At 62.6% G+C, this 19632-nt stretch carries 33 protein-coding genes; 31 read left to right on the forward strand and 2 right to left on the reverse strand.

From position 1 onward, the window contains the following. The 31 genes from tuf to galE all read left to right on the forward strand — a co-directional run. A partial coding sequence (gene tuf, locus V6M37_RS18450; protein WP_332675765.1) for an elongation factor Tu occupies positions 1–957 on the forward strand: 957 nt, incomplete at its 5' end. Between the two features lie 63 nt (positions 958–1020). After that, entirely contained in the window at positions 1021–1332 is a 312-nt protein-coding gene (rpsJ, locus tag V6M37_RS18455) for a 30S ribosomal protein S10 (RefSeq protein ID WP_332675766.1), read from the forward strand. A 114-nt stretch (positions 1333–1446) separates the two neighbouring features. After that, a complete protein-coding gene (gene rplC / locus V6M37_RS18460) occupies positions 1447–2091 on the forward strand; it encodes a 50S ribosomal protein L3 (RefSeq protein ID WP_332675767.1) in 645 nt (214 codons plus the stop codon). A gap of 11 nt (positions 2092–2102) precedes the next feature. Continuing rightward, positions 2103–2723, forward strand: a complete 621-nt coding sequence (gene rplD / locus V6M37_RS18465) for a 50S ribosomal protein L4 (protein ID WP_332675768.1) — start codon at positions 2103–2105, stop codon at positions 2721–2723. Further along, complete coding sequence (rplW, locus tag V6M37_RS18470; protein WP_332675770.1) at positions 2720–3025, forward strand: 50S ribosomal protein L23; 306 nt, start codon at positions 2720–2722, stop codon at positions 3023–3025. Before rplD ends, rplW begins: the two co-directional genes overlap by 4 nt. Positions 3026–3031: 6 nt before the next feature. Beyond that, complete coding sequence (rplB, locus tag V6M37_RS18475) at positions 3032–3859, forward strand: 50S ribosomal protein L2 (protein ID WP_332675772.1); 828 nt, start codon at positions 3032–3034, stop codon at positions 3857–3859. A gap of 10 nt (positions 3860–3869) precedes the next feature. Continuing rightward, positions 3870–4145 carry a 30S ribosomal protein S19 gene (rpsS, locus tag V6M37_RS18480; protein ID WP_312661182.1) on the forward strand — a complete coding sequence of 92 codons (276 nt, stop codon included), beginning with the start codon at positions 3870–3872 and terminating at the stop codon, positions 4143–4145. A gap of 9 nt (positions 4146–4154) precedes the next feature. Beyond that, complete coding sequence (gene rplV / locus V6M37_RS18485) at positions 4155–4484, forward strand: 50S ribosomal protein L22 (RefSeq protein WP_332675775.1); 330 nt, start codon at positions 4155–4157, stop codon at positions 4482–4484. A 9-nt stretch (positions 4485–4493) separates the two neighbouring features. Beyond that, positions 4494–5288, forward strand: a complete 795-nt coding sequence (gene rpsC / locus V6M37_RS18490; protein WP_332675777.1) for a 30S ribosomal protein S3 — start codon at positions 4494–4496, stop codon at positions 5286–5288. Beyond that, complete coding sequence (rplP, locus tag V6M37_RS18495; RefSeq protein WP_332675838.1) at positions 5288–5701, forward strand: 50S ribosomal protein L16; 414 nt, start codon at positions 5288–5290, stop codon at positions 5699–5701. The genes rpsC and rplP overlap by 1 nt, the downstream gene beginning before the upstream one ends. Before the next feature lie 2 nt (positions 5702–5703). Beyond that, positions 5704–5898 carry a 50S ribosomal protein L29 gene (gene rpmC / locus V6M37_RS18500; RefSeq protein ID WP_053420935.1) on the forward strand — a complete coding sequence of 65 codons (195 nt, stop codon included), beginning with the start codon at positions 5704–5706 and terminating at the stop codon, positions 5896–5898. Next, positions 5895–6164, forward strand: coding sequence for a 30S ribosomal protein S17 (gene rpsQ, locus V6M37_RS18505; RefSeq protein WP_332675782.1), 270 nt, complete (start codon positions 5895–5897; stop codon positions 6162–6164). The genes rpmC and rpsQ overlap by 4 nt, the downstream gene beginning before the upstream one ends. Positions 6165–6305: 141 nt before the next feature. After that, positions 6306–6674, forward strand: a complete 369-nt coding sequence (rplN, locus tag V6M37_RS18510) for a 50S ribosomal protein L14 (RefSeq protein WP_312661171.1) — start codon at positions 6306–6308, stop codon at positions 6672–6674. Positions 6675–6686: 12 nt separating this feature from the next. Next, positions 6687–7004 (forward strand): 50S ribosomal protein L24, encoded by a 318-nt coding sequence (gene rplX / locus V6M37_RS18515; RefSeq protein WP_332675783.1) that lies wholly within the window; start codon positions 6687–6689, stop codon positions 7002–7004. A gap of 9 nt (positions 7005–7013) precedes the next feature. Continuing rightward, positions 7014–7553, forward strand: a complete 540-nt coding sequence (rplE, locus tag V6M37_RS18520) for a 50S ribosomal protein L5 (RefSeq protein WP_332675784.1) — start codon at positions 7014–7016, stop codon at positions 7551–7553. A 7-nt stretch (positions 7554–7560) separates the two neighbouring features. Next, entirely contained in the window at positions 7561–7866 is a 306-nt protein-coding gene (gene rpsN, locus V6M37_RS18525; protein WP_332675786.1) for a 30S ribosomal protein S14, read from the forward strand. A gap of 12 nt (positions 7867–7878) precedes the next feature. Continuing rightward, the gene (gene rpsH, locus V6M37_RS18530) at positions 7879–8274 is read left to right on the forward strand and encodes a 30S ribosomal protein S8 (protein ID WP_332675788.1); all 396 of its coding nucleotides are present in this window, start codon (positions 7879–7881) and stop codon (positions 8272–8274) included. A gap of 9 nt (positions 8275–8283) precedes the next feature. Beyond that, on the forward strand, positions 8284–8817 hold the full coding sequence (gene rplF, locus V6M37_RS18535) for a 50S ribosomal protein L6 (RefSeq protein WP_332675790.1): 534 nt from the start codon (positions 8284–8286) through the stop codon (positions 8815–8817). Positions 8818–8829: 12 nt separating this feature from the next. Then, positions 8830–9183: a 50S ribosomal protein L18 gene (gene rplR / locus V6M37_RS18540; RefSeq protein WP_332675792.1), complete on the forward strand. Its 354-nt coding sequence runs from the start codon at positions 8830–8832 to the stop codon at positions 9181–9183. A 12-nt stretch (positions 9184–9195) separates the two neighbouring features. Continuing rightward, positions 9196–9720 (forward strand): 30S ribosomal protein S5, encoded by a 525-nt coding sequence (gene rpsE, locus V6M37_RS18545; RefSeq protein WP_332675794.1) that lies wholly within the window; start codon positions 9196–9198, stop codon positions 9718–9720. 3 nt (positions 9721–9723) lie between these two features. Then, a complete protein-coding gene (gene rpmD / locus V6M37_RS18550; RefSeq protein ID WP_312661163.1) occupies positions 9724–9906 on the forward strand; it encodes a 50S ribosomal protein L30 in 183 nt (60 codons plus the stop codon). A gap of 1 nt (position 9907) precedes the next feature. Further along, complete coding sequence (gene rplO, locus V6M37_RS18555) at positions 9908–10345, forward strand: 50S ribosomal protein L15 (RefSeq protein WP_332675796.1); 438 nt, start codon at positions 9908–9910, stop codon at positions 10343–10345. Positions 10346–10361: 16 nt separating this feature from the next. Next, positions 10362–11687 carry a preprotein translocase subunit SecY gene (secY, locus tag V6M37_RS18560; RefSeq protein WP_332675798.1) on the forward strand — a complete coding sequence of 442 codons (1326 nt, stop codon included), beginning with the start codon at positions 10362–10364 and terminating at the stop codon, positions 11685–11687. A gap of 3 nt (positions 11688–11690) precedes the next feature. Beyond that, positions 11691–11909, forward strand: a complete 219-nt coding sequence (infA, locus tag V6M37_RS18565) for a translation initiation factor IF-1 (protein WP_332675800.1) — start codon at positions 11691–11693, stop codon at positions 11907–11909. A 21-nt stretch (positions 11910–11930) separates the two neighbouring features. Next, the gene (gene rpmJ, locus V6M37_RS18570) at positions 11931–12044 is read left to right on the forward strand and encodes a 50S ribosomal protein L36 (RefSeq protein ID WP_084600394.1); all 114 of its coding nucleotides are present in this window, start codon (positions 11931–11933) and stop codon (positions 12042–12044) included. Positions 12045–12097: 53 nt separating this feature from the next. Beyond that, positions 12098–12460, forward strand: coding sequence for a 30S ribosomal protein S13 (gene rpsM / locus V6M37_RS18575; protein WP_332675803.1), 363 nt, complete (start codon positions 12098–12100; stop codon positions 12458–12460). 12 nt (positions 12461–12472) lie between these two features. Further along, a complete protein-coding gene (gene rpsK, locus V6M37_RS18580; protein ID WP_011237995.1) occupies positions 12473–12862 on the forward strand; it encodes a 30S ribosomal protein S11 in 390 nt (129 codons plus the stop codon). Between the two features lie 26 nt (positions 12863–12888). Then, positions 12889–13518, forward strand: coding sequence for a 30S ribosomal protein S4 (gene rpsD / locus V6M37_RS18585; protein WP_332675805.1), 630 nt, complete (start codon positions 12889–12891; stop codon positions 13516–13518). Between the two features lie 39 nt (positions 13519–13557). Continuing rightward, positions 13558–14538, forward strand: a complete 981-nt coding sequence (locus tag V6M37_RS18590; RefSeq protein WP_332675807.1) for a DNA-directed RNA polymerase subunit alpha — start codon at positions 13558–13560, stop codon at positions 14536–14538. Between the two features lie 25 nt (positions 14539–14563). Further along, positions 14564–14974 (forward strand): 50S ribosomal protein L17, encoded by a 411-nt coding sequence (gene rplQ / locus V6M37_RS18595; protein WP_332675809.1) that lies wholly within the window; start codon positions 14564–14566, stop codon positions 14972–14974. A gap of 260 nt (positions 14975–15234) precedes the next feature. Further along, on the forward strand, positions 15235–16257 hold the full coding sequence (gene galE / locus V6M37_RS18600) for a UDP-glucose 4-epimerase GalE (protein ID WP_332675811.1): 1023 nt from the start codon (positions 15235–15237) through the stop codon (positions 16255–16257). A 39-nt stretch (positions 16258–16296) separates the two neighbouring features. On the opposite strand, the gene V6M37_RS18605 is transcribed toward galE, so the two are convergent. Together V6M37_RS18605 and uvrA are read right to left on the reverse strand one after the other, a co-directional pair. Continuing rightward, entirely contained in the window at positions 16297–16596 is a 300-nt protein-coding gene (locus tag V6M37_RS18605) for a hypothetical protein (RefSeq protein ID WP_332675812.1), read from the reverse strand. Between the two features lie 113 nt (positions 16597–16709). Beyond that, positions 16710–19535 carry an excinuclease ABC subunit UvrA gene (gene uvrA, locus V6M37_RS18610; RefSeq protein WP_332675840.1) on the reverse strand — a complete coding sequence of 942 codons (2826 nt, stop codon included), beginning with the start codon at positions 19533–19535 and terminating at the stop codon, positions 16710–16712. Between the last annotated feature and the right edge of the window lie 97 nt (positions 19536–19632).

Here is a 19632-nt window from a genome sequence, read left to right on the forward strand (position 1 = left end):
CACGTCGACTGCCCGGGGCACGCCGACTACGTGAAGAACATGATCACCGGTGCGGCGCAGATGGACGGCGCGATCCTGGTGTGCTCGGCCGCCGACGGCCCGATGCCGCAGACCCGCGAGCACATCCTGCTCGCGCGTCAGGTCGGCGTGCCGTACATCATCGTGTTCCTGAACAAGTGCGACATGGTCGACGACGAGGAGCTCCTCGAACTCGTCGAGATGGAAGTGCGCGAGCTGCTGTCGAAGTACGACTTCCCGGGCGACGACATTCCGATCGTCAAGGGGTCGGCGCTGAAGGCGCTCGAAGGCGACCAGTCCGAGATCGGCGAGCCGGCGATCATGCGCCTGGCCGAAGCGCTCGACTCGTACATCCCGACGCCCGAGCGCGCGATCGACAAGCCGTTCCTGCTGCCGATCGAAGACGTGTTCTCGATCTCGGGTCGTGGCACTGTCGTGACCGGTCGTGTCGAGCGCGGCATCGTCAAGGTCGGTGAAGAAGTCGAAATCGTCGGCATCAAGCCGACGGTCAAGACCACCTGCACCGGCGTCGAAATGTTCCGCAAGCTGCTCGACCAGGGTCAGGCGGGCGACAACGTCGGCGTGCTGCTGCGCGGCACCAAGCGTGAAGACGTCGAGCGCGGCCAGGTGCTGTGCAAGCCGGGTTCGATCAAGCCGCACACCCACTTCACCGGTGAAGTGTACGTGCTGTCGAAGGAAGAAGGCGGGCGTCACACGCCGTTCTTCAACAACTACCGTCCGCAGTTCTACTTCCGGACGACCGACGTGACCGGTTCGATCGCGCTGCCCGAAGGCACCGAGATGGTGATGCCGGGCGACAACGTGTCGATCACCGTGAAGCTGATGGCTCCGATCGCGATGGAAGAAGGTCTGCGTTTCGCGATCCGCGAAGGCGGCCGTACCGTCGGTGCCGGCGTCGTCGCGAAGATCGTCGAGTAACAAGAAGAAAACTGTTCCGCCCGGGGCCCGTCGCCCCGGGCTCGCTCTTTTAGGACTCCACAAATGCAAAACCAGAAAATCCGCATCCGTCTGAAGGCGTTCGACTATCGACTGATCGACCAGTCCGCGCTGGAGATTGTCGACACCGCGAAGCGTACCGGGGCCGTAGTTCGTGGGCCGGTGCCGTTGCCGACGCGCATCGAGCGCTTCGACGTGCTGCGTTCGCCGCACGTGAACAAGTCATCGCGAGACCAGTTCGAGATTCGCACGCATCAGCGGCTGATGGACATCATCGATCCGACGGACAAAACCGTCGATGCGCTGATGAAGCTCGACCTGCCGGCCGGCGTCGACGTCGAGATCAAGCTGCAGTAAGCGTCCGCGCTTGCGGTGTTTCGAGAAAGGCCGGTATAATCCGGCCTTTGCGCCTTTTGGCGTAAAATTTTTTATAGGGCCCGGTCAATCGTAACCGGGGATCAGGAGAAAAAAATGAGTCTAGGCCTTGTAGGGCGCAAGGTTGGCATGACTCGCATTTTCGCTGAGGACGGCAGGAGTGTCCCGGTGACGGTGCTTGACGTGTCCAATAATCGTGTGACCCAAGTCAAGACGCCTGAAAGTGACGGTTATACCGCCGTTCAGGTGACTTTCGGCAAGCGCCGCGCGAGCCGGGTTGGAAAACCCCTTGCCGGTCATCTCGCCAAGGCTGGCGTCGAAGCCGGTCATATCCTTAAGGAATTCCGCGTCGAAATCGAGCAAGTCGCCGGCTTCAAGCCGGGCGACGTCGTCGGTGTCGACCTCTTTGCGGTCGGTCAGAAGGTGGATGTCACCGGTACGTCGATCGGCAAGGGCTTTTCGGGTTCCATCAAGCGGCACAACTTCTCGTCCAACCGCGCGTCGCACGGTAACTCGATTTCGCACAACGCTCCCGGTTCGATCGGCATGGCGCAGGATCCCGGTCGCGTGTTTCCGGGCAAGCGCATGGCGGGTCAGTATGGGAACGTTACGCGCACGACGCAGGGTCTCGAGGTCGTTCGTGTCGATGTTGAACGTCAGTTGCTCCTGGTTAAGGGGGCTGTACCTGGCTCGAAGGGCGGCGATGTCATCGTCCGTCCGGCGGTCAAGGCCCGTGGCTGAGCGAGGGCGTTATGGAACTTAAGCTGTTGAATGATCAGGGTGTGCAGGCGGCGACGCTGCAGGCTTCTGACGCGCTGTTCGGTCGCGATTACAACGAGGCGCTGATCCATCAGGTCGTCGTCGCCTACATGGCCAATGCGCGTTCGGGCAACCGTGCCCAGAAGGGGCGTTCGGAGATCGCGAAGTCAACGCACAAGCCGTGGCGGCAGAAAGGTACGGGCCGCGCTCGTGCCGGTATGGCGTCGAGCCCGCTGTGGCGCGGGGGCGGTCGGACCTTCCCGAACAAGCCGGACGAGAACTTCTCGCAGAAGGTCAATCGCAAGATGTACCGCGCCGGCGTGGCCGCGATCCTGTCACAGCTCGCGCGCGAAGATCGCCTGGCGATCGTTGAGAGCTTCAGCGTCGAAGCGCCGAAGACCAAGTTGCTGTCGCAGAAGCTGAAGGGGATGGGTCTCGACTCCGTTCTCGTCATCACCGATGCGTTCGATGAAAACCTGTTCCTCTCTTCCCGGAATCTGCATGACGTGCTGGTTCTTGAGGTCAGCGAGGCGGATCCGGTGTCGCTCGTCCACTATGAGAAAGTCATCGTGACGAAGGGCGCGCTGGCCAAGATGGAGGAGGCCTGGCAATGAGCGGATTCAGCCAAGAGCGTCTGATGCAGGTGCTGCTCGCGCCCCAGATCTCCGAAAAGGCGACCTATGTCGCCGACAAGAACGAGCAGGTGGTTTTCAAGGTCGCGCCGACCGCGACGAAGCCCGAAGTGAAGGCTGCGGTCGAGCTTCTGTTCAAGGTCGAAGTGAAGTCGGTCCAGATCTCGAACGTGAAGGGCAAAGTCAAGCGCTTCGGCAAGATGATGGGTCGCCGCAAGGACTGGAAGAAGGCCTTCGTGTGCCTCAAGCCGGGCCAGGAAATCAATTTCGTGGCCGGGGAGTGACGAATCATGGCATTGGTTAAACTCAAGCCCACGTCTGCCGGCCGTCGTGCGATGGTCAAGGTGGTCAATGCGGAGCTCTACAAGGGCCGTCCGCACGCCGCGCTCGTCGAGAAGCAGTCGAAGAATGCAGGGCGCAACAACAGCGGTCGCATCACGGTGCGTCATCAGGGCGGCGGTCACAAGCAGCATTACCGCCTCGTCGATTTCCGTCGCAACAAGGACGGGATTGCGGCCCGTGTCGAGCGTATCGAGTACGACCCGAACCGTTCGGCAAACATCGCGCTGGTCTGCTACGCCGATGGCGAACGTGCATACATTATCGCTCCGAAGGGTCTCGAAGTCGGTCAGACGGTCGTCAGCGGCCCGGAAGCCCCGATCAAGGCGGGTAACGTCCTGCCGATCCGCAACATCCCGGTCGGTTCGACGATCCACTGCGTCGAGATGATGCCCGGAAAGGGGGCGCAGATCGCCCGCGCGGCGGGGACTTCGGTGCAGCTCCTCGCGCGTGAAGGCGCCTACGCACAGATCCGTCTGCGCTCGGGCGAAGTGCGCCGCGTGCACGTCGAGTGCCGCGCCGCGATCGGCGTCGTCGGCAACGAAGAGCATGGCCTGCGCAAGATCGGCAAGGCGGGCGCGAACCGCTGGCGCGGTATCCGTCCGACGGTCCGCGGTGTCGCGATGAACCCGGTCGATCACCCGCATGGTGGCGGCGAGGGCCGTACCGGCGAAGGCGGTGTGCCGCGCAGCCCGTGGGGTCAGCCGGCGAAGGGCTACCGCACGCGCAGCAACAAGCGCACCGACACGATGATCGTGCAGCGTCGTCACAAGCGTTAAGGGGTAACAGATGGCACGTTCTATTAAAAAAGGCCCGTTTGTCGACGCGCACCTGCTGAAGAAGGTTGACGCCGCCCGGGCGAGCAACGACAAGCGTCCGATCAAGACCTGGTCGCGCCGGTCGACGGTGCTGCCCGATTTCGTCGGCTTGACGATTGCGGTCCATAACGGTCGTCAGCACGTTCCGGTATTCGTCTCGGAAAACATGGTCGGCCACAAGCTCGGCGAGTTCGCGCTGACCCGGACGTTCAAGGGTCACGCCGCGAGCAAGAAGGCGAAGAGGTAAGGAGTCATCATGGAAACCAGAGCAATTCTCCGGGGCGTTCGCCTGTCGGCCCAGAAAGGCCGGCTGGTGGCGGACCTCGTGCGGGGCAGGCCGGTTGATCAGGCGCTCAACGTCCTCGCTTTCTCGCCGAAAAAAGGCGCTCAGATCATCCGCAAGGTGGTCGAGTCGGCGATCGCCAACGCCGAACATAACGATGGCGCAGACATCGACACCCTTAAGGTGAAGACGATCTACGTCGAGGAAGGCACGTCGCTGAAGCGCTTCACCGCGCGGGCAAAGGGGCGCGGCAACCGCATCCTGAAGCCGACCTGCCATATCTACGTGACCGTCGGGGAATAAGGGGTAATTATGGGTCAGAAAATTCATCCGACCGGATTCCGTCTTGCGGTCACGCGGGACTGGAGTTCGCGTTGGTTCGCTCCCAGCGGTGATTACTCCCGCATGCTGCACGAAGATCTGAAGGTCCGCGATTTCCTGAAGAAGCGGCTCGCGCACGCGTCGGTGGGTCGCATCGTCATCGAGCGTCCCGCCAAGAACGCGCGCATCACGCTGTTCAGCGCGCGGCCGGGCGTCGTGATCGGCAAGAAGGGCGAGGACATCGAGCTGCTCAAGCGCGAGCTCCAGAAGATTATGGGCGTGCCGGTGCACGTCAATATCGAGGAAGTCCGCAAGCCCGAAGTCGACGCGAAGCTGATCGCCGATTCGATCGCGCAGCAGCTCGAGAAGCGGATCATGTTCCGCCGTGCGATGAAACGCGCGATGCAGAACGCGATGCGCCTGGGCGCCCAGGGTATCAAGATCATGAGCGCGGGCCGTCTGAACGGTGCCGAAATCGCCCGTACCGAGTGGTATCGCGAAGGACGCGTACCGCTTCACACGTTGCGCGCCGACATCGACTACGGCGTTTCCGAAGCGAAGACGACGTACGGGATCATCGGGATCAAGGTGTGGGTTTACAAGGGCGAGATGCTGGGTCGCAACGAGCGGCCGGCCGTCGTCGAGCCCGAAGCCGACGCGCGTCGCGGGCGTCGCGGCGCACCCCGTGGTCCCGAGGGCGGCGAGGGTCGTCCCGGTCGCCGTCCGGCCCGTCGCGGCGGTGCCGAGGGGCAGCCCCGGCAGCCGGAAGAAAGCAGGAGTGAATGATGCTGCAGCCGTCTAGAAGAAAGTATCGTAAGGAGCAGAAGGGCCGGAACACCGGCGTCGCGACGCGCGGCGCGAAGGTCAGCTTCGGCGAGTTCGGGCTCAAGGCGGTTGGTCGCGGACGTCTGACGGCGCGGCAGATCGAATCGGCCCGTCGTGCGATGACCCGCCACATCAAGCGGGGTGGTCGCATCTGGATCCGCATTTTCCCCGACAAGCCGATCTCGAAGAAACCCGCCGAAGTGCGGATGGGTAACGGCAAGGGTAACCCCGAGTACTGGGTCGCCGAGATCCAGCCCGGCAAGGTGTTGTACGAGATGGACGGAGTCGACGAGACGCTCGCCCGTGAGGCATTCCGGCTTGCAGCCGCGAAGCTTCCGCTCGAGACGGTCTTCGTCCACCGTCAGATGGGGTGAGCATGAAAGCGAGTGAACTCCGCGCGAAGAGCGCCGGTGAATTGAATCAAGAGTTGCTCGAACTGCTGAAGGCGCAGTTTTCGCTGCGTATGCAACTCGCGACGCAGCAGCTCGGCAACACGAGCCAACTCGGAAAAGTGCGCCGCGACATCGCGCGCGTGCGTACGCTTCTGCGGGAAAAGGCGGTGCAGAAATGACCGAACAGATCGAAAAAGTTAGGCGCACGCTGGTGGGGCGTGTCGTCAGCGACAAGATGCAGAACACGGTCACCGTGCTCGTCGAGCGTCGCGTTAAACACGAACTTTACGGCAAGGTCATTACGCGGTCCGCGAAATACCACGCCCATGTCGAAGACGGGGGCGCGGGCGCCGGGGATCTGGTGGAGATCGAAGAGTGCCGCCCGATCTCGAAGACCAAGTCCTGGCGCGTAGCCAAGGTTCTCGAAAAAGCGCGCGTTATCTGAACTTCGGATAACACTCTGACAGCTTGGCAGTAACATGCCGAGCTGTTATAATTTTCAATCTTTGCTTTCGCTCTTCGGAGCTTCTTGCCCGTACGGGTTCCAAGACTGACCGCTGTAGCGGGGCAAGTTGGAGATAAATTCATGATTCAAATGCAGTCCAGGCTGGACGTCGCCGATAACACCGGCGCGCGTTCGGTGATGTGCATCAAGGTGCTCGGCGGGTCCAAGCGCCGTTATGCGGGCATCGGCGACATCATCAAGGTCACGATCAAGGACGCGGCGCCGCGTGGTCGCGTCAAGAAGGGCGATATTTACAGCGCGGTCGTCGTGCGCACCGCGAAGGGTGTGCGGCGTCCCGACGGATCGCTTGTCAAGTTCGACAGCAATGCTGCTGTGCTGCTCAACAACAAGCTCGAGCCGATCGGTACGCGGATCTTTGGGCCGGTCACGCGCGAGTTGCGCACCGAGCGGTTCATGAAGATTGTCTCGCTGGCGCCTGAAGTGCTCTAAGGAGTTATCGAGATGAACAAGATCCGCAAGGGTGATGAGGTGGTCGTTCTGGCCGGCAAGGATCGCGGTCGCCGCGGTGTGGTGCTGAGTTGGGTCGGTGATGAGCGCGTTGTGGTCGAGGGTGTGAATCGTGCCAAGAAGCACGTTCGCCCGAATCCGCTCAAGGGCGAGGTGGGCGGCATCGTCGAAAAGGAAATGCCGCTGCATATTTCCAACGTCGCATTGTTCAACCCCGCTGCCCAGAAGGGCGATCGCGTGGGTATCAGGGTGCTTGAGGATGGCCGCAAGGTGCGCTTCTTCAAGTCGAATGGCGAACTGGTGGACGCGTAAGGAGTGGCAATGGCGCGCTTGCAGCAGTATTACAAGGAAACGGTTGCTCCCGAGTTGCTGAAGCAGTTCGGTTACAAGTCCGTGATGGAGGTGCCGCGCATCTCCAAGGTCACCCTGAACATGGGTGTAGGTGAGGCCGTCGGCGACAAGAAGATCCTCGAGTACGCTGTCGGAGACATGGTCAAGATTGCCGGCCAGAAGCCGGTTGTCACGAAGGCGCGCAAGTCCATCGCGGGCTTCAAGATTCGTGACGGTTATCCGATCGGCTGCATGGTTACGCTGCGCGGCGCGAAGATGTACGAGTTCCTCGACCGTCTGGTGACGGTCGCGATGCCGCGCATCCGTGACTTCCGCGGCATCGGCGGGAAGGGCTTCGACGGTCGGGGTAACTACAACCTCGGCGTCAAAGAGCAGATCATCTTCCCCGAAATCGAGTACGACAAGATCGATGCGCTCCGTGGGATGAACATCAGCATCACGACGACCGCGAAGAGCGATCAGGAAGCGCGCGCGCTGCTCGCCGCGTTCAAGTTTCCGTTCAAGAATTGAGGGTGTTATGGCGAAACTGGCTTTGATCAATCGCGAAGAGAAGCGCCGCAAGATGGTGGAAAAGTTTGCCGCCAAGCGCGCCGCGCTGATCGCGCAGATCAACGATTTCAAGCTGTCCGAAGAAGAGCGCATGGCTGCGCGTCTGAAGTTGCAGCAGTTGCCCCGCAATGCAAGTCCGGTTCGTGAGCGTAATCGCTGTGCCCTGACGGGCCGTCCGCGTGGCGTTTTCCGCAAGTTCGGGATTTGCCGCAACAAACTTCGCGACCTCGCGTTCCGTGGCGAAGTCCCGGGCATGACCAAGGCGAGCTGGTAAGGAGATTAGCAGATGAGTATGTCCGATCCTATCGCCGACATGCTGACCCGGATCCGCAATGGTCAGCAGGCTCAGAAGGTTAGCGTGTCGATGCCTTGTTCGAAGCTGAAGGTCGCGATCGCCAAGGTTTTGCAGGACGAAGGCTACATCGACGGTTATTCGGTACGCGAGGCGGATGGCAAGCCCGAACTCGACGTCGCGCTCAAGTATTACGCCGGGCGCCCGGTCATCGAGCGCATCGAGCGTGTCAGCCGTCCTGGTCTGCGCGTATACAAGAGCACGACCGATCTGCCGCGCGTCATGAACGGCCTCGGCGTCGCCATCGTTTCCACGCCGCGCGGCGTGATGACGGATCGCGCGGCGCGTGCCGGGCACGTCGGTGGCGAAGTGATTTGCTACGTCGCATAAGGGGGTTTCATGTCTCGTGTAGCTAAGAATCCGATCGCAATTCCCAAGGGCGTCGAAGTCACGATCGGCGCTGGCGAAGTTGCGGTCAAGGGGCCCCTCGGATCGGTGAATCAGTTCATCGGCGACGCGGTCTCGGTCGAGCGCGACGGCGACGAACTCGTCTGCAAGGCGCGTGAAGGTGTCGAGAACGCCCGTGCGATGTCCGGGACCGTGCGCGCTCTGGTCAACAACATGGTGACCGGCGTCACGAAAGGCTTTGAGCGCAAGCTCACGCTTGTCGGCGTCGGATACCGGGCGCAGGCGCAGGGCGACAAGCTGAACCTGACGCTCGGTTTCTCGCATCCGGTAGTGCATCAAATGCCTGCCGGCGTGAAGGTGGAAACGCCGACCCAGACCGAGATCATCATCAAGGGTATCGACAAGCAGCAGGTCGGTCAGGTCGCAGCCGAGGTGCGTGCATACCGCGAACCGGAGCCCTACAAGGGCAAGGGCGTCCGTTATTCGGACGAAGTGGTTGTGCTCAAGGAAACCAAGAAGAAGTAAGGGCGGTTCGTCATGAACAAGAAAGAAGTTCGTCTGCGTCGTGCTCGTAAAACCCGAGCCAAAATCGCGGAGCTGAAGTCGGTGCGCCTCGCCGTGTTCCGTTCCAACTCCCACATCTACGCGCAAGTCATTGACGGCAGTGGAGCGCGGGTGTTGGCCGCTGCCTCCACCGTCGAAGCCGACGTGCGTTCGCAAATCGCGAATGGCGGCAACAAGCAGGCCGCGCAAGTCGTCGGCAAGCTGATCGCCGAGCGTGCGAAGGCCGCCGGCGTCGAGGCGGTCGCATTCGATCGCGCCGGATTCCAGTATCACGGTCGCGTCAAGGCGCTGGCCGAGGCCGCCCGCGAAGGCGGACTCAAGTTCTAAGCGAGGATTCGAATGGCTAAGCAACAAAGCAAGCGACCGCAGGCGCCGGAGGAGCGGGATGACGGCCTCCGCGAAAAGATGGTCGCCATCAACCGTGTGACGAAGGTCGTCAAGGGCGGCCGGATCCTCGGGTTCGCGGCGCTGACGGTGGTCGGCGACGGCGACGGCGGCGTCGGGATGGGCAAGGGTAAATCGCGCGAAGTGCCGGTCGCGGTGCAGAAGGCGATGGACGAAGCGCGCCGCAAGCTGACGAAGATTCCGCTGAAGAACGGCACGCTGCAGCATTCGGTGGTCGGCAAGCATGGTGCCTCCGAGGTGCTGATGCAGCCTGCGCCGAGCGGTACCGGCATCATCGCCGGCGGTCCGATGCGTGCAGTGTTCGAGGTGATGGGCGTGACCGACGTCACCTGCAAGTGCCTCGGCTCGGCCAATCCGTACAACGTCGTGCGTGCCACGCTCAACGGTTTGCTGGCGATCAACACGCCGGCGCAGATCGCTGCGAAGCGCGGCAAGACCGTTGAAGAGATTCTGGGGTAAGCAATGTCCGAGAAAACGATCAAAGTCACGCTCGTGAAGAGCGTGATCGGCACCAAGCAGTCGCACCGTGCGACCGTCCGCGGGCTCGGTCTGCGGCGCATGCATCACACGGTCGAACTGCAGGACACGCCCGAAGTTCGCGGCATGGTGAACAAGGTGTCCTACCTTGTGAAGTGTGAGGGTTGATATGCGGCTCAATACGATTAAACCTGCGGCGGGTTCGAAGTCGGCGGCCAAGCGTGTCGGACGCGGCATCGGCAGCGGCCTCGGCAAGACCTGCGGCCGTGGCCACAAGGGTCAGAAGTCGCGCGCCGGCGGTTTCCACAAGGTCGGTTTCGAAGGCGGTCAGATGCCGCTGCAACGCCGTTTGCCCAAGCGTGGCTTTGTCTCGCTGACCGCTTCGCGGAATGTCGAAGTGCGACTGTCCGAGCTCGACAAGCTGCCGGTCGACGAGATCGATCTGTTGGTGCTGATGCAGGCGGGAATCGTCCCGGCTGGCGCGCTGGCCGCGAAGGTCGTGCTCTCCGGCAGCATCGGGCGCAAGATCACGCTCCGTGGCGTCGGCGCGACCAAGGGTGCGGTCGCGGCGATCGAAGCTGCCGGCGGCTCCGTGGTGACCGAGTAAACGAAGGAATCGCAAAGTGGCCAATCCTGCTGCCACGCTGGGTACGCCCGGCCGCTTCGGTGACCTGAAGCGCCGGGTGCTGTTTCTGGTGGGTGCGCTGATCGTCTATCGCCTGGGTGCGCACATTCCGGTTCCGGGCATCGATCCGGAGCGGCTGGCAGAGCTGTTCCAGTCGCAGGCCGGCGGCATTCTCGGCGTCTTCAACCTCTTCTCGGGGGGCGCGCTTTCGCGCTTCACGATCTTCGCGTTGGGGATCATGCCGTACATTTCGGCATCGATCATCATGCAGTTGATGACGGTTGCGGTACCGCAACTCGAGGCGTTGAAGAAGGAAGGGGAGGCAGGGCGACGGAAGATCACCCAGTACACGCGCTACGGAACGGTGGCGCTCGCGTTCGCTCAGTCCCTCGGGATCGCGATCGCGCTCGAGAGCCAGCCCGGACTCGTGCTGGATCCAGGTCTGATGTTCCGCTTCGTCACCGTCGCGACGCTGGTCACCGGGACGATGTTCCTGATGTGGCTTGGCGAGCAGATCACCGAGCGCGGAGTCGGTAACGGCATCTCGCTGATCATTTTCGCGGGTATCGCGGCCGGCTTGCCGAGCGCGATCGGCGGGTTGTTCGAGCTGGTCAGAACCGGTGCGATGCATCCCTTCACCGCGCTGCTGATCTGCGTGCTCGTTGTGCTGGTGACCGGGTTCGTCGTGTTCGTCGAGCGCGGGCAGCGGAAGATCCTGGTGAACTACGCGAAGCGGCAGGTCGGCAACAAGATCTACGGCGGGCAGAGTTCGCACCTTCCGTTGAAGCTGAACATGTCGGGCGTGATTCCTCCGATCTTCGCTTCCAGCATCATCCTGTTTCCGGCGACGCTCGGACAATGGTTCGGTTCTTCGGAGGGGATGACCTGGCTGCGCGACATTTCATCCACGCTGGCACCGGGCCAACCGATCTATGTGATGCTCTACGCGGCGGCGATCGTGTTTTTCTGCTTCTTCTACACAGCTCTGGTCTTCAACGCTCGTGAGACGGCGGACAACTTGAAGAAGAGCGGTGCGTTCGTGCCGGGAATCCGTCCGGGTGATCAGACCGCGCGCTATATCGACAAGATCCTGACGCGACTGACGCTCGTCGGTGCGGTGTACATCACGCTGGTGTGCCTGCTCCCCGAGTTCCTGATCCTGAAATGGAATGTGCCGTTTTACTTCGGCGGGACTTCGCTGCTCATCATCGTCGTCGTGACGATGGACTTCATGTCGCAGGTCCAGGCGTACGTGATGTCTCACCAATATGAAAGTCTGCTGAAAAAGGCGAACTTCAAGGGCGCGGGTCTTCCTATCAGGTAAGTCATGTCGAAGGAAGACGTCATCGAGATGCAGGGCGAGGTCACCGAGAATCTCCCCAATGCAACGTTCAGGGTCCGCCTCGAAAACGGACATGCGGTTCTCGGATCCATCTCCGGGAAGATGCGGATGCACTACATCCGCATTCTTCCGGGTGACAAGGTCACCGTGCAACTGACGCCCTACGACCTGACCAAGGCCCGGATCGTTTTCCGGACCAAGTAATCAAGAAACAGGAGCAACAAAATGAGAGTTCAGGCTTCGGTAAAGCGGCTTTGCCGCAACTGCAAGATCGTTCGCCGCAAGGGCGTGGTGCGGGTGATTTGCGTCGACCCGCGTCACAAACAGCGCCAAGGTTGATCTGCAGGCGTTCACCGTTTAAAATTTAATGTTTCGCTTTTTGGGGTAATCGAATGGCCCGTATTGCTGGGGTAAACATTCCCAACCACAAGCATGCCGAGATTGCGCTGACCGCCATCTATGGAATTGGCCGTTCGCGTGCTCAGAATATTTGCGATGCCGCAAGCGTGACGCGCTCGACGAAGATGAAGGACTTGACCGAGTCCGACATGGAGCGTCTGCGTGACGAGGTGGCGAAGTTCGTCGTCGAGGGTGATCTGCGTCGCGAGACGACGATGAATATCAAGCGCCTGATGGATCTGGGCTGCTATCGAGGTGTCCGTCACCGTCGCGGCTTGCCGCTGCGCGGTCAGAGGACCCGGACAAACGCTCGCACGCGCAAGGGACCGCGCAAGGCGATCGCCGGCAAGAAGTGATAGGAACTGATAATGGCTAAAACTGCTGCGAAAGTTCGCAAGAAGGTCAAGAAGAACGTTGCCGAAGGCATCGCTCACGTCCACGCAAGCTTCAACAACACGATCATCACGATTACCGACCGCCAGGGTAACGCCCTGTCGTGGGCGACGTCGGGTGGGGCGGGTTTCAAGGGGTCGCGCAAGAGCACTCCGTTCGCAGCTCAGGTCGCTGCCGAGGCCGCCGGCAAGGCCGCTCAGGAATGTGGCGTCAAGAACCTGGAAGTCCGCATCAAGGGGCCTGGTCCCGGTCGTGAATCCGCCGTTCGCGCGCTCAACGCGCTCGGTATGAAGATTTCCAGCATTACCGACATCACGCCGATTCCGCACAACGGCTGCCGGCCGCCCAAGAAGCGTCGGATCTGACTAGGCGAATTTGCAAGGAGTTTAACGTGGCTCGTAATCTGGATCCCAAGTGCCGCCAGTGCCGGCGCGAGGGCGAAAAGTTGTTTCTGAAAGCCGAGAAGTGCTTCACCGACAAGTGCGCGATCGAGCGTCGCTCGTACGCGCCGGGTCAGCATGGTCAGCGGTCTGGCCAGCGCATGTCGGGTTATGGCGTGCAGTTGCGTGAGAAGCAGAAGATCCGCCGCCTGTACGGCGTACTCGAAGCGCAGTTCCGCAAGGTGTACGGTGAGGCCGAGCGCCGCCGCGGTCAGACGGGTGAAAACCTTCTGCAACTGCTCGAAGGCCGTCTCGACTCCGTCGTCTATCGGATGGGTTTCGGCGGCTCGCGCGCGGAATCGCGCCAGCTGGTCCGCCACAACGGTATCCTGGTCAACGGCAGGCGGGTCAACATCCCGTCGTATGTCGTGCGTCCCGGCGAGGTCGTCGAACTGACCGAAGCGGCTCGCGGCCAACTGCGCGTCAAGGCGGCGCTCGAAGCGGCCGCATCGCGTGGTTTCCCCGAATGGCTCGAGGTCGACGTCAAGGCCGGCAAGGGCATCTTCAAGGCTTATCCGCAACGCGCCGAGCTGCCGCCGACGATCAACGAAAGTCTGGTCGTCGAACTGTACTCCCGCTAACGGGTTCGCCCGAAGAATCAAAGATTCGAGGAACTGCTGATGCAAAGCAATTCGCTGCTGAAACCCCGCATCATCGACGTCCAGAGCGTTTCGCCGGTTCAGGCCCGCGTGACGATGGAGCCGTTCGAGCGTGGTTTTGGCCATACCTTGGGGAATGCGCTTCGCCGCATCCTCCTGTCCTCGCTGCCGGGCTACGCGCCGACCGAAGTGTCGATCGAGGGCGTGCTGCACGAGTACTCGACGCTGGATGGCGTCCGCGAGGATATTGTCGACTTGCTGCTGAACCTCAAGGGCGTGGTGCTCAAGCTCCACAACCGCAGCGAAGCGACCTTGCGTCTGGCCAAGTCGGGTGACGGGGTCGTGACGGCGCGCGACATCGAAGTCACTCACGACGTCGAGATCATCAACCCGGATCACGTGATCGCGCATCTCGCCCCCGGCGGCAAGCTCGACATGCAGATCAAGGTCGAGGAAGGCCGCGGGTATGTGCCGGGTAACGTCCGGCCGGTCGCCGGCGAGAGCAAGACGATCGGGCGTGTCGTTCTGGATGCGTCGTTCAGCCCGGTGCGGCGCGTCAGCTACCTCGTCGAAAGTGCGCGCGTCGAACAGCGTACCGACCTGGACCGTCTGGTGATCGACATCGAAACGAACGGCGCGGTCGACCCCGAAGAGGCCATCCGCTATGCGGCACGAGTGCTGATGGACCAGCTTTCGGTGTTCGCTGACCTCGAAGGGACGGCTCCGATCGTCGAGACGTCCGCGGCGCAGACGATCGATCCGGTGTTGCTGCGCCCGGTCGATGATCTCGAGCTGACCGTGCGATCGGCCAACTGTCTCAAGGCCGAGAACATCTACTACATCGGCGACCTGATTCAGCGCACGGAGACGGAACTGTTGAAGACGCCGAATCTCGGGCGCAAGTCGCTCAACGAAATCAAGGAAGTGTTGGCCTCGCGTGGGCTGACTCTCGGCATGAAACTGGAAAACTGGCCGCCGGCCGGGCTTGAAAAGCTCGGTTGAGACGTCAGTTGAGTGAGGAAGAAAAATGCGTCACCGCAACGGTCTTCGCAAACTAAATCGTACGAGCAGCCACCGTCAGGCCATGTTCCGTAACATGGCCAACTCGCTGCTGCGTCACGAGGTCATCAAGACGACTCTCCCGAAGGCGAAGGAACTGCGCCGGGTGGTCGAGCCGTTGATCACGCTGGGCAAGAAGCCGAGCCTTTCGAACCGCCGTCTGGCTTTCAACCGTCTTCGTGACCGCGATATGGTTGTGAAGCTGTTCGACGAGTTGGGCCCGCGCTTTGCTGCCCGTAACGGCGGCTACCTTCGGATTCTGAAGTTCGGTTTCCGGGACGGTGACAACGCGCCGATGGCACTGATCGAGCTGCTCGACCGTCCGGTCGAGGGCGAAGCTGTCGAAGTAGCCGAAGAGCGCGAAGCTTCCGCTGCGTGATCGCGTTGTAAAGCGTGAAAGAAATGGGCCGGACATCCGGCCCTTTTTTTTCGTCTGCGGAAGTTCTCGCTGTCTTCCGTTGCGAGAGGACTATGTATGGGCGGGGCGACAAACGGGCGGCCGGTAGTCCTTCGCGGTTCGCGCCGGCGCGGATTCGCGTATGAGGTGAAATCGGAACCCGGGACCGCAGCGAACAGCGGTTTGTGAATCTGACGAGCGTCACGGGCAATCCGTCGTTGCCCGATCGATAGGAGACTGAGGTGAGCTCGATACTCGTTACCGGAGGAGCCGGATATATCGGCTCGCATACCTGCGTCGAGCTGCTGCAGAGCGGGCACGACGTCGTCGTCGTCGATAACTTCTGCAACAGCAAGGCGGCCGCGCTCGAGCGGATCGAGGAGCTTGCGGGGCGTCCGCTGGCCGGTTTTCACCGCGTCGATGTGCGCGACCGGGCGGCGCTGCGGGAAATATTCCGGCGCTACGACGTCGCTGCGGTGATTCATTTCGCCGCGCTGAAGGCCGTCGGGGAGTCCGTACGCGAACCGCTGGCGTATTACGACAACAATCTCGGCGGCACGATCGCGCTCGCGGGCGTGATGGCCGAGTTCGGCGTTCGACGCCTTGTGTTCAGCTCGTCGGCGACGGTGTACGGGGAGCCGGGCCGGGTGCCGATCACGGAGGATTTTCCGACCGGCGCGACGAACCCGTACGGGTGGACGAAGTGGATGATGGAACGGATCCTGTCCGATCTGTCGGCGGCCGATGCGCGCTGGAACGTCGTGCTGCTGCGCTACTTCAACCCGGTCGGCGCGCACCCGAGTGGACGGATCGGCGAGGACCCGAACGGGTTGCCGAACAACCTCATGCCGTACATCAGCCAGGTCGCCGTGGGGCGTCTGCCCCGCCTGCAAGTGTTCGGCGCGGACTATCAGACGCCCGACGGCACCGGTGTGCGCGATTACATTCACGTGGTCGACCTCGCCCGCGGTCACCTCCGGGCGGTCGAGCGGATCGGCGAGTTGCCGGGTGTCAGCTGCCTGAACCTCGGAACCGGGCGCGGCTACAGTGTCCTCGAAGTCGTCCGCGCGTTCGAGAAGGCGTCCGGTCGGCCGGTGCCGTACGGCTTCGTCGCGCGCCGGCCCGGCGACGTCGCGGAATGCTGGGCGGATCCGTCGCTTGCGCGCGAAGTGCTCAGCTGGCAGCCCGAGCACGACCTCGATGCAATGTGCCGCGATGCCTGGCGCTGGCAGATTGCAAACCCGCAAGGCTATCCGGACTCGTAGAAAAGCCGTCGCCGCCGTGTCGGCTCCGCTGTCCGGTCCCTACCAGGACTTCCGGACGCGGTTGCGGTACTGGACGTCGTGCGGCAGGACTTTCTGCGTCGCTTCAAGATGGGTGCGGACGATTTCGCACGCCCGAGCGAGCGTGGCCGTCGAGAGCAGCGGCACTTCGCTCTTTCGTGCGGTCAGGCGCACGAACTGCTCGATCGCTCGCGCGCGCTGCTGCTCGTCGGGCGCGAGATAAACGCCCAGTCCCGCTTCCAGCAGCGTCGCGAAGGTCTTGACGCGTCGTTCGATGCGATCGAGAAAAATGCCTTGCGGGTCCTTCGGCATTTCGGCCATCAGGGTCTCCTGATCATCGCGCGCCCCGCCTCGGGTGTGATCGCGATCGGTTATGAAGCTCACGATTGTAAGCTCAAGTAAGGAGATATGCCGGAAGGAAGTGCCCGGATCCTCTACTGCACCGACAGCGCGCGCGCGAGATAACGGCCGGTATGACTTCCGGGATGGGCTGCGACGACCTCGGGAGGTCCGGCGCAAACGATCTGTCCGCCGCGGTCGCCGCCTTCCGGTCCGAGGTCGATCAGCCAGTCGGCAGTCTTGATGACGTCGAGGTTGTGCTCGATGACGATGATGGTGTTGCCGTGGTCGCGCAGCCGGTGCATCACGCCGAGCAGCAGTTCGATGTCGCGGAAATGCAGGCCCGTGGTCGGTTCGTCGAGGATGTACAGCGTCCGCCCGGTATCGCGCTTCGAGAGTTCGAGCGCAAGTTTGATCCGTTGCGCTTCGCCGCCGGAGAGCGTCGTCGCGCTCTGGCCGAGGCGGATGTAGCCGAGGCCGACGTCCATCAGCGTTTCGAGCTTGCGTGCGACGATCGGAACCGGGCGGAAGAATTCGAGCGCGAGTTCGACCGTCAGATCGAGTACTTCGAAAATCGTCTTGCCCTTGTAGCGGATTTCGAGCGTCTCCCGGTTGTACCGCTTGCCGTGGCAGACGTCGCACGGAACGTACATGTCCGGCAGGAAATGCATCTCGACCTTGATCAGGCCGTCGCCTTGGCAGGCCTCGCAGCGTCCGCCCTTGACGTTGAACGAGAACCGGCCCGGCCCGTAGCCGCGCGCGCGCGCTTCCGGAACGCCGGCGAAGAGCTCGCGCACCGGCGTCAGCAGTCCCGTGTAGGTCGCCGGGTTGGACCGCGGCGTGCGGCCGATCGGAGATTGATCGACGGCGATGACCTTGTCGAAAAAATCCAGGCCTTCGACCGAGGCGTACGGGGCGGGCTCGGTATTCGACTTGTATAGATGCTTCGCCGCGACCGCGTGAAGGGTGTCGTTGATCAGCGTCGACTTCCCGGAACCCGATACGCCGGTGACGCAGGTCAGCAGGCCGACGGGAAGTTCCGCGGTGACGTCCTTGAGATTGTTGCCCGAGCAGCCGGCCAGCTTCACGACGCACGCCGGATTCGGAGTCGTGCGCCGGGCCGGGACGGGAATCGAATATCGCCCGGCGAGATAGGCGCCGGTCAGCGACGTTTCGCTCGCCGCGATTTCGGCGGGCGTGCCGCACGCGACGACTTCTCCGCCGTGCACGCCGGCTCCCGGTCCCATGTCGACGACGTAATCGGCCGCGCGAATCGCATCCTCGTCGTGCTCGACGACGATGACGGTGTTGCCGAGGTCGCGCAGTTGGCGCAGCGTGCCGAGCAGCCGGTCGTTGTCGCGCTGGTGCAGTCCGATCGATGGCTCGTCGAGCACGTACATCACGCCGGTGAGCCCGGAGCCGATCTGGCTCGCGAGGCGGATCCGCTGCGCCTCTCCGCCGGACAGCGTGTCGGCCGAGCGGTCGAGCGACAGGTAGTCGAGTCCGACGTTGATCAGGAAGCTCAGCCGGTCCGAGATCTCCTTGACGATCTTGCCCGCGACGAGCGCGCGGTGCCCGCTCAGTGCGAGCCCGTCGAAGAACGTCTTGCATTCGCCGAGCGGCATCCGGCTCGCCGCGTGAATCGAGCGGTCGCCGATCAGCACGTGGCGCGCCTCCGAGCGAAGGCGGGTGCCATGACAGGTCGGGCACGCGCGCGTCGCCCGGTATTTCGTCAGCTCCTCGCGGACCGCCGCGGAGTCGGTCTCGCGGTAACGCCGCTCGAGATTCGGGATGATGCCTTCGAACGGGTGCTCCTTCGCGACCATGCGGCCGTTGTCCGACGGATAGCGAAAGCGGATTTTCTGCCGCCCCGAGCCGTGGAGCACGACCTCGCGGATTTCGGCGGGCAGCGCGTCGAACGGGGTGTCGAGGTCGAAGCCGTAGTGGTTCGACAGGCTCGCGAGCATCTGAAAATAGAACTGGTTGCGCCGGTCCCATCCGCGGATCGCGCCCGCGGCGAGCGACAGTTCAGGGTGGATGACGACGCGCGCCGGGTCGAAGAAATCGAGCTGGCCGAGCCCGTCGCACTTCGGACAGGCGCCGGCGGGATTGTTGAACGAGAACAGTCGCGGCTCGAGTTCGGCGAGGGCGTAGCTGCAGACCGGGCACGCGAAGCGCGCGGAAAAGAGATGTTCGGCGCCGGTGTCCATCTCCATCGCGATCGCGCGGCCATCCGCGTGTGTCAGCGCGGTCTCGAACGACTCGGCGATCCGTCCCCGCTGATCCGCGCGTACCTTCAGGCGGTCGATGACGACCTCGACGGTGTGCCGGCGGCCTTTCACCAGCGGTGGCAGTGCGTCGAGTTCGTGTACTTCGCCATCGACGCGGGCGCGCACGAAACCCTGCGCGCGCAACTCCGAGAACAGGTCGGTCTGCTCGCCCTTGCGGTGCGCGACGACCGGCGCAAGGATCATCAGCCGCGTGTCTTCCGGCAGCGCGAGCACGTGATCGACCATCTGCGACACGGTCTGCGCTTCGAGCGGATGTTCCGGGTGATCGGGGCAGTGCGGCGTGCCGGCCCGCGCGTACAGCAGGCGCAGGTAATCGTGGATTTCGGTGACCGTGCCGACCGTCGAGCGCGGATTGTGGCTCGTCGCTTTCTGCTCGATCGAAATCGCCGGCGACAGGCCCTCGATCAGGTCGACGTCCGGTTTCTCCATCAGTTGCAGGAATTGCCGCGCGTACGCCGACAGCGACTCGACGTAGCGGCGCTGCCCCTCGGCGTACAGCGTGTCGAACGCGAGCGACGACTTGCCCGAGCCGGACAGTCCGGTGATCACGGTGAGCCGGTTGCGCGGCAAGTCGAGGCTGACGTTCTTGAGATTGTGCGTGCGCGCGCCGCGAATGCGGATCTCGTCCATGTGGCGGGGCTGGCGAAAGCGGAGCACGCCACTATACGAGAGAACACGGACGCGAACCAAACCCGCCGACCGCGGATGCTAGAATTCCCGTTTTGCT

The organism is Aromatoleum sp. (assembly GCF_036675785.1).
In the GTDB taxonomy this organism is placed as follows: Bacteria; Pseudomonadota; Gammaproteobacteria; order Burkholderiales; family Rhodocyclaceae; genus Aromatoleum.